The 273-nt window shown below is 57.1% G+C and carries 1 protein-coding gene; it reads right to left on the reverse strand.

What is annotated here, in order from left to right:
- Positions 1 to 222: hypothetical protein (locus R0J87_RS20435; RefSeq protein ID WP_498888545.1), on the reverse strand; the 222-nt coding region annotated here is incomplete at its 3' end.
- Positions 223 to 273 lie beyond the last annotated feature (51 nt).

Raw genomic sequence — 273 nt, forward strand, 5'->3', positions numbered from 1 at the left:
CTCGTCACCACGGATCATGGCCTTGAACCTCTTGATCACATCCGGATGGTGTTTGCTGTAGTCATGCTCGGTGACTGGGGAGCCCTTGGCCGCCACGTGCAGACCATCAGGCGAGGTCCTGAAGCGACGCTGGATCTCGCACATCGCCTTGGACGGATACTCGGTCGTGCTTCCTCCGTTCTCATAATATGGATCAACGAGGTCACCGAGGACATCAACCATGTCTGGCGCCTTTTCTGGATCGGCTTGCGGCAAGAATCCACCGGAGATTCC

Origin of the sequence: Halomonas sp. SIMBA_159 (genome assembly GCF_046536035.1) — a bacterium.
Classification (GTDB): domain Bacteria; phylum Pseudomonadota; class Gammaproteobacteria; order Pseudomonadales; family Halomonadaceae; genus Vreelandella; species Vreelandella venusta_A.